Here is a 7,594-nt window from a genome sequence, read left to right on the forward strand (position 1 = left end):
CAGATCCAGAGCCTCGGCATCGCGGACCTCGCCGACGACGAGACGATCCGGGCGCATGCGCAGCGCCTCTTTCACGAGGCGTCGCAGGGTGACCTCGCCCGTCCCCTCGAGGCTCGGCTGGCGGCCCTGCAGCGCGACGATGTCGACGGCGGATGCCGAGAGCTCGAAGGTCTCCTCGACCGTGACGATGCGCTGGCCGGGCGGGCAGGCCGCGATGAGCGCCGCGAGGAGCGTCGTCTTGCCGGCGTGCGTCGCACCCGAGACGAGGACGCTGCGCCCCAACGCCATCGCACCCGCGAGCAGGTCGGCGGCGCCCTCGTCGAGCGAGCCCGCGGCGACGAGCTGACCGAGCGTGCGATAGGACGGCAGGAACTTGCGGATGTTGACCACCCAGTGCCGCCGGGTGATGAACCCTCGCATGTTGCAGTGAATGCAACTGTCCGTGCTTGCAATCGATACCTATTCGGCTCCTTCGGTGTCGAAGTGTTCCGACCATAACAGCGTGATCTCGCGGATGCGGAGATCTGGGTTGACACAGTGATGCACTGTCCCATACTTTGTTGCATCTAATGCAAGATTTTGAGGCTTCTCCAGCGGCGCTTCGGCTGATCACGTCAGCATCGAACGTCGCACTGGCGAACCCGGAAGCGCAGGTTTTCAGTGCGATGATCGATGGTTGGCGGAACCAGCAGCTGTCGCGCGGGCTCCGTGAGCAGACGATCCGGAACCGGACGGCGACGGTGACACGGTTCCGTGATTTCGTGGACAAACCGCCTTGGAGGTGGACTGTCGCGGATGTGGATGAGTTCACTGCTCAGTCTGGCGGTCGCACTCGGACGTTGTCGACGATGCGCGCCAACCATGGGTCTATCCGTGGGTTCTGTGACTACCTCACGAACCCGTTGTACGACTGGATGGAGATCTGCGATCGCGAGTTTGGGGAGGTCCCTTCGCAGGTGTGCCTGCCGTGGAACACCGTGGCGCACCGGTTCGAGTTCGAAGGCCATGGGAAGCGTCGCCCGTTCACGTACGACGAGATCGAGCGCCTGTTCGATACGGCCGACGCCCGCGTCGAGCTGCTCGTGAGTTCCGGGCGAAAGGGTGCGCTCGGCGCGTTGCGGGATGCCCAGTTGCTGAAGACGGTCTACGCGTTCGGTCTGCGCCGCACTGAGGCGGTGATGCTCGATACCGTCGATTTGCACCACAACGCGAAGATGCGCCAGTGGGGCCGCTACGGCGCGGTCCACGTGCGATGGGCGAAGGCGGCGGGCGGTGGCGCGCCACGACGTCGCACGGTGCTGCTGGTGCCGGAATTCGACTGGTGGGTCCCCGGCATGCAGCAATGGCTCGAGCAGGCCCGGGCCCGTTTCGCGCCCGGAGACGACCTCGACGCGCTCTGGGTGACCGAGCGCCGCACGCGTCTGTCTGCTGGGTATCTCGATCGGAGGTTCGCAGAGTTGCGTGATGAAGCCGGCCTGTCGAAGGACCTGACGTTGCACAGCCTCCGGCACTCCTATGTCACGCACCTTCTGGAGTTCGGGTACGCCGATCGATTCGTCCAAGAGCAGGTCGGGCATATGCATGCCTCGACGACCTCGATCTACGCCTCCGTCAGCTCGGACTACAAGAACCGTGTGCTCGCCGAAGCGCTGAAGGCCCTCATCGAAGGAGAAGCTGATGACCGTTGAGCTCGACACCGGCTGGAATCTGCGCAGCGTGATGGCGTCGCGCGGGATCTTCCAGACCTCCAAACTGAAACCCCTACTCGAAGAGCGCGGCATCGACCTGTCCCGGGAGCAGGTGTATCGGCTGGTGACTCAGCCGCCCCAGCGGGTGCGTCTCGACGTGTTGGCGGCGTTGTGCGATGCGCTGGAGTGCTCGCTCGACGATCTCGTGACGATCACTCGCCGGGAGGCCTCGACCCCGGTGGCGGTGGGTGAGGAGGCGACACGGGGGACGATCGGTGATCTCCGTCCTGTTCGCGCGGCGATCCGTCGGCCGCGTACGAAGTAGCCGCGGTGGCCAAGCCTCCGCAGCTGCCGCGAGTCGCTGAAGTCGTCGCTCTCGTCCGCCCTCTCGTTCCCGAGATCTCTCCCGAGCGACTCACTGAGATCGTGCATACGGTCGCGCCAGTACCCCTCACGCAGCGGCTTCTTGAGCTCGCGCTGATCAAGCAGCCCGGAGTCCTGGAGGGGCAGCATGCGAACGTGCCAGCGACCGTTCAGAATCTGGCCCATGCGCTGGTCAAAGAAGGGGCGAGCCGGGTGGTGTTGCCGACGTGTGAGTCCTGCGGACGCGCGGTGAGAATGCCCCACAAGACGCCGGGCGGTGGTCGGCACTGCTCCCGATGCGAGCGGAAGGCCCGGTCCGTCTCCTGCGCGTCCTGTGGCCGGGTCCGGCCCGTGCAGCGCACCATCGACGGACAGCGTTTCTGCCGTGACTGTTGGCGAGCCGACCCTCGATCGTTCGGCGACTGCTCGCGGTGCGGTCAGCACGCGACCATCGTCGTCCGTCGCCCGGAACTCGTCTGCCTGGCCTGCTACACCGCACCGATCAAGACCTGTGGTCTTTGCGGAGAACCTGGCCGCGTCGCCTCGCACCTCGACGGACGACGAGTATGCGCGCGCTGCTACTACGCGATGCGCAGACCCCAACCTTGTCCCGAGTGCGCGCGCAGAGTGTTCCTCACCGGGTTCATGAATGGCCAGAAGGTCTGCGCCGACTGCGCGGGCACTCCGATCACGATGGCCTGCCCTGGATGCGGCTCGATCGAGGAAATCCGCAAACATCACCTCTGCGTCGAGTGCCGCCGGCCCGTCGCGATCCAACAGCTGCTCGCCGACGATGCGGGAGAGATCCGTGAGGATCTCCACCCGCTTGCTGACTATCTGCTCACGCACCATGGCAAAGCGGCGTCGCTCGAACGCTGGCTGCACAAGAGCAAGTGCGCGATGGTGCTCCGCGAGCTCGCGGACGGGACCCTGCCGCTCACCGCCGAGGCGATCATCACCCGAGCCCGGTCGGGACAGTCGGTCGCGTTCCTCCTCTCACTGCTGGTCCGTTCCGGCGTGCTGCCGGAGCTCGACGTCGAGGGCACGCGCTTCGACCACTGGCTCAACGACTGGCTCGGTGGCATCGACCATCCCGAGGACCGGCTGATCCTGCGCCGCTACTGCACCTGGGAGCTCCTCCGATCCACTCGGACACTGCGCAGCGCGTCCAGCCCTGCTTCCGGCTTCCAGAGGCAGAGGGCTGCACTGAAGTACTGCGCCGCGTTCCTCGGGGAGATCCGGGCGCAGCAGGAGACGCTGGCGACGTTCCCGCAGCGCCTACTCGACGCGTATCTGACCGATTCGCCTAGCCAACGCGACGCGCTGGCACCGTTCACTCGTTGGCTGCGAAAACACCGGCTGAGCACCCTTCGGGTCGAGTTTCGAGCCCATCGCCTCGAGGGGCGAGACTACGCCTCTGATCACCGATGGCAGATGGCCCGCAGGTTCCTGTCCGATGCCGACATGGACCCGAAGACCCGGGCCGCGGGTCTCCTCGTGCTGCTCTACGGGATCCAGCTGACCCGCATCGTCACGATCACCCGGGCACAGGTCGACACGAGCTCGCGGCCCGTGACGCTCACCGTCGGGGCCGAGCCGATCGAGGTCCCCGCGATCCTCGGCGACGCCATCGTCGAGCTCGTCGATGCCACAAAGGGCCATCCTGAAGGGTGGTTGTTCCCCGGCCGGAACCCGGGCCGTCACCTCACCCCGGGGCCGCTCAGCCGTCGCCTTCGCGCCGAAGGCCTGCTTGCCGGGAGCGCCCGCACGACAGCGCTCATCGAGCTCACCCGGCAACTGCATCCCCGGATCGTCTCGGATCTCCTCGGCATCACGACGGCATCCGCTGCCTCATGGTCGCGTCTCGCCGGTGGCGAGTGGTCCGATTACCCGGCTCTCCGCTCCACCCACCCCTGATCAAGCATCACCCGTCAGAGCCGGGCCGGAAATCGCTTCGCGCAGTTGCTCGACGGTCGGAGAGCCTCCCAGCCCGGCAGGGGTACGGAACACCCGGCAGGCGAGCCCGACCGGCGTGTGCTCGTCGGCGAAGGGATCGACGCCGTCGACGAGGACGGTCGGTGACCCGTGGAATCCGAGGCGCTCGGCGTGCTCGGCGGTCTCGACCAACTGTCGTGTGACGCGGATATCTGATCGACCGTCGAGCAGCTCAGCAAGCCGGCGGTCGAGTACTTCCCAGTTCGGGCAGCCGTCGAAGTACTGCAGGGTGATCTCCATGGTTGGCCCTCTCAGTTCTCGGTGCCGCGGAGCATCAGGAGCGCTCCGGCAATCGTAGCGGTGACGATCACGATGTCGGCGAGGTTCCCGATGAACCAGTTGCCGTAGGCGAGGAAGTCGACGACGTGCCCCCGGGCGAATCCTGGTTGGCGGAAAAGCCGGTCGCCGGCGTGCGAAGCAGCGGCCCCGCCGAGCGCACCGATCACGATCGCCCACCCGGGGCGTCGGACCCGGAACGCGAACACGATCGCGGTGGCCGTGGCCGCGACGGCGATGAGAGCGAACACCCAGGTGAAGCTCTCCCCGAAGGAGAACGCCGCGCCGGGGTTGTACGCGAGCTGCAGGCCCAACAGGTCGCCGATCAGCGGGATGCGCTCGTGCTCCGACAGGGTGGCCTCGGCCCACACTTTCGTTCCCTGATCGATCACGACGACGACCACGGCGATCAGAAGCGCCCAGGCAGTGAGCCGCCAGCGTCCTCTCTGCGGACGCTCTCCCGACGCCGATGCCGACTCAACGTCGGTATTCGTGTCCGGGGTCATGCGAGGGCCTCGAAGAGACGGACGATAACGCCGGATTCAATGAGGATGAACAGGCCCAGGCCGATGAACACGACGGGGACGAGCCAGTGCTCGACACGTTCGAGCGTTTCGGTGACGGCCTTGTGGGTGCCGATCAGTCGCCCGGCAGCGCACCAGACGGCGACGAGGATCAGGAACACGACGATCATGACCGCGACGTCGCCGGGCGAGCTGGTGCGGAAGATCGGCGTGTAGAGGGAGATGTTGTCGGCCCCGTTGGCGATCGTGATCCCGGCGACCCCCCATAGTCCGACCGCGGTGATCTTGGAGTCATCATCATCGTCGTCGCCGTTACGGCGCAGGCCGCGAATGAGCGTCCAGATGCCGATGCCGAGCGGGATCAGACCCAGGAAGCCGACCCATTCGTCCGGGACGATCGTGAGACCGAGCGCGGCGATCACGCTGATCACGACGAGTGTGATGAACCCGAGGTACTGGCCTGCGACGATCTGCCACGGTCGCGGCTTTCCCCGGCTGGAGGCGAGGAACAGCACGGTGAGCACGACGATGTCGTCGATGTTGGTCGCCGCGAACAGGCCGATCGCCGACCCGATGGTTGCGAGCATCAGCTTTCCATTCGTGGTGTGCGGGTGCGTGCGGCGCGCAGGCCGTTGAGGATCACGATGACCTCCGCGACCTCGTGGACCAGGACGACAGCCGCGAGCCCCAGGACCCCGAAGAGCGCGAGCGGGAGCAGTGCGGTGATGATCAGCAGGGACAGGATGATGTTCTGGTTGATGATCCGCCGGCCCCGCCGCGCGTGATCGAACGCCCGCGGGATGAGCCGCAGATCATGACCCGTGAAGGCCACGTCCGCAGACTCGATCGCCGCATCGGAGCCGGTCGCTCCCATCGCGATGCCGATGTCCGCGGACGCCAGGGCCGGGGCGTCGTTGATGCCGTCACCGATCATCGCGACCGATCCCGCCTTCGACAACTCGCCGATCGCGGTCGCCTTGTCCTCAGGGCGCAGCTCCGCGCGCACATCAGCGATCCCGGCCTGCGCAGCCAGCGCACGAGCGGTGCGGGCGTTGTCCCCGGTGAGCATCGTCATGCCGACGCCCTGATCCGCAAGCGTGCGGACCACCTCGGGGACTTCCGGACGCAGCTCGTCGCGGACGCCGATCGCCGCGACCGGTGCCTCGTCGCGGTGCACGATCACGACAGTCATGCCCTGCTCCTCAAGCCCTGCAACCCGGTCGCCGAGCTCGCCGGCGTCGAGCCAGCGGGGGCTGCCGACCGTGATACGAGCGCCATCGACGGTGCCGTCGATGCCGTGCCCGGCCTGCTCGGTCACATCCGCGGCCACGGGAACACCCGGGGCTGCAGCGGTGATCGCCGCCGCAAGGGGATGCGTGCTGTGCTGCTCCAGAGCCGCCGCCCAAGCCAGCGCCTGCTCCTCGGCAATGCCGTTCGCAGTGAGGACCGCGGTGACCGCGGGCTCGTTACGGGTCAGGGTGCCGGTCTTGTCGACCGCGACGTGCCGGACCGTGCCGAAGCGCTCGAAGACCGCGCCGGACTTGATGATCACGCCGAACTTGCTCGCCGCGCCGATCGCGGCAACGACCGTCAACGGCACCGAGATCGCCAGCGCGCACGGAGAGGCCGCTACCAGCACGACGAGCGCACGAGTGATCCATACCTCCGGGTCGCCCAGCAGTGACCCAATGATCGCGACGAGCGCTGCGAGAATCAGCACACCGGGTACGAGCGGGCGGGCGATCCGGTCCGCGAGACGCGCACGCTCGCCCTTCTCCGTCTGCGCTTTCTCGACCAACTCCACGATCGTCGTAAGCGAGTTATCGGTACCGGCCGCGGTCGCCTCGACCTCCAGCACGCCGGAGCTGTTAATCGCGCCGGCCGACACCGCGTCCCCGGGCTCGACCTCGACGGGGATCGACTCCCCGGTGATCGCCGAGGTGTCCAGGCTTGAGCGGCCAGAGCGGACGATCCCGTCGGTTGCGATCCGTTCGCCCGGGCGGACCACCATGACCTGGCCGACCGTCAACTCCCTCGCCGGCACCTGCGCAGAGACGCCGCTCTGCAGCACGGTCGCCGTCTCCGGCACGAGCTTCAGCAGCGCCCGCAGGCCGCCACGGGCACGGTCCATCGCCTTGTCCTCAAGCGCCTCAGCAATCGAGTACAAGAACGCCAGAGCAGCGGCCTCCTCCACATAGCCGAGGATGACCGCGCCGATCGCGCTGATCGTCATCAGCAGCCCGATCCCGAGCTTGCCCTTGAACAGCTTCCGAATCGCGCCAGGAGTGAACGTCGACGCGCCCAGCAGCAGGCCGATCCAGAACAGTACGAGCGCCGGGATCTCGAGCCCGGACCATTCAAGGATCAGACCAGCCAGGAACGCGACACCGGAGAAGACCGGCACCATGATCCCACGGTCCCTCCACCAGGGCCGCTCCACCTCTTCGGTCTCATCCTCCGCCGCAGTGGCAGGCTCGTGCTCGCAGCTACACGCCGCGCTCACGCGTCCGCCCCTGTACCGCAGCAGCCCGGCACCGTGCACGACGAGTCCACACACGGCGCGTGCTCATCGACCGCCAGCGTCACATCCACGAGCGCGACGAGCGCAGCCGCAAGATGCGGGTCAGCGATCTCGTAGCGCGTCTGGCGACCCTCAGGCTCGGCGACCACGATCCCGCAGTCACGCAGGCACGTCAGGTGGTTCGAGACGTTCGAGCGGGTCAGCTCCAGCTCGCGCGAGAGCACGGC

At 67.1% G+C, this 7,594-nt stretch carries 9 protein-coding genes; 3 read left to right on the forward strand and 6 right to left on the reverse strand.

Features of this window, described 5'->3' with window-relative positions; all coding sequences use genetic code 11:
* A partial coding sequence (locus Q1V87_RS07105; RefSeq protein ID WP_300591469.1) for an ATPase, T2SS/T4P/T4SS family occupies positions 1-420 on the reverse strand: 420 nt, incomplete at its 3' end.
* A 428-nt stretch (positions 421-848) separates the two neighbouring features.
* Here Q1V87_RS07105 and Q1V87_RS07110 point away from each other — a divergent pair.
* The 3 genes from Q1V87_RS07110 (at position 849) to Q1V87_RS07120 (ending at position 3,968) form a co-directional block, all read left to right on the forward strand.
* The gene (locus Q1V87_RS07110; RefSeq protein WP_275044713.1) at positions 849-1,688 is read left to right on the forward strand and encodes a tyrosine-type recombinase/integrase; all 840 of its coding nucleotides are present in this window, start codon (positions 849-851) and stop codon (positions 1,686-1,688) included.
* Positions 1,678-2,013 (forward strand): helix-turn-helix transcriptional regulator, encoded by a 336-nt coding sequence (locus Q1V87_RS07115; protein ID WP_300591470.1) that lies wholly within the window; start codon positions 1,678-1,680, stop codon positions 2,011-2,013. Before Q1V87_RS07110 ends, Q1V87_RS07115 begins: the two co-directional genes overlap by 11 nt.
* 683 nt (positions 2,014-2,696) lie before the next feature.
* Positions 2,697-3,968, forward strand: coding sequence for a hypothetical protein (locus Q1V87_RS07120; RefSeq protein WP_242868642.1), 1,272 nt, complete (start codon positions 2,697-2,699; stop codon positions 3,966-3,968).
* On the opposite strand, the gene Q1V87_RS07125 is transcribed toward Q1V87_RS07120, so the two are convergent.
* From Q1V87_RS07125 to Q1V87_RS07145, 5 genes are all read right to left on the reverse strand, one after another.
* Positions 3,969-4,286 (reverse strand): hypothetical protein, encoded by a 318-nt coding sequence (locus tag Q1V87_RS07125; RefSeq protein WP_036297871.1) that lies wholly within the window; start codon positions 4,284-4,286, stop codon positions 3,969-3,971.
* Positions 4,287-4,297: 11 nt separating this feature from the next.
* On the reverse strand, positions 4,298-4,828 hold the full coding sequence (locus Q1V87_RS07130; RefSeq protein ID WP_036297873.1) for a signal peptidase II: 531 nt from the start codon (positions 4,826-4,828) through the stop codon (positions 4,298-4,300).
* Positions 4,825-5,433, reverse strand: coding sequence for a cadmium resistance transporter (locus tag Q1V87_RS07135; protein WP_036297875.1), 609 nt, complete (start codon positions 5,431-5,433; stop codon positions 4,825-4,827). The genes Q1V87_RS07130 and Q1V87_RS07135 overlap by 4 nt, the downstream gene beginning before the upstream one ends.
* On the reverse strand, positions 5,433-7,253 hold the full coding sequence (locus Q1V87_RS07140) for a cation-translocating P-type ATPase (protein ID WP_231868264.1): 1,821 nt from the start codon (positions 7,251-7,253) through the stop codon (positions 5,433-5,435). The genes Q1V87_RS07135 and Q1V87_RS07140 overlap by 1 nt, the downstream gene beginning before the upstream one ends.
* Positions 7,254-7,345: 92 nt before the next feature.
* On the reverse strand, positions 7,346-7,594 hold a 249-nt coding region (locus tag Q1V87_RS07145; RefSeq protein ID WP_300591472.1), incomplete at its 5' end, for a helix-turn-helix transcriptional regulator.

The organism is Microbacterium sp. (assembly GCF_030149085.1).
Lineage (GTDB): Bacteria > Actinomycetota > Actinomycetes > Actinomycetales > Microbacteriaceae > Microbacterium.

Bases quoted from the DNA above. Each gene is read 5' to 3' on its own strand.
- Q1V87_RS07110 (WP_275044713.1), top strand. From the start codon at position 849: ATGCGCGCCAACCATGGGTCTATCCGTGGGTTCTGTGACTACCTCACG.
- Q1V87_RS07115 (WP_300591470.1), top strand. From the start codon at position 1,678: ATGACCGTTGAGCTCGACACCGGCTGGAATCTGCGCAGCGTGATGGCG.
- Q1V87_RS07120 (WP_242868642.1), top strand. From the start codon at position 2,697: ATGAATGGCCAGAAGGTCTGCGCCGACTGCGCGGGCACTCCGATCACG.
- Q1V87_RS07125 (WP_036297871.1), bottom strand. From the start codon at position 4,286: ATGGAGATCACCCTGCAGTACTTCGACGGCTGCCCGAACTGGGAAGTA.
- Q1V87_RS07130 (WP_036297873.1), bottom strand. From the start codon at position 4,828: ATGACCCCGGACACGAATACCGACGTTGAGTCGGCATCGGCGTCGGGA.
- Q1V87_RS07135 (WP_036297875.1), bottom strand. From the start codon at position 5,433: ATGCTCGCAACCATCGGGTCGGCGATCGGCCTGTTCGCGGCGACCAAC.
- Q1V87_RS07140 (WP_231868264.1), bottom strand. From the start codon at position 7,253: ATGGTGCCGGTCTTCTCCGGTGTCGCGTTCCTGGCTGGTCTGATCCTT.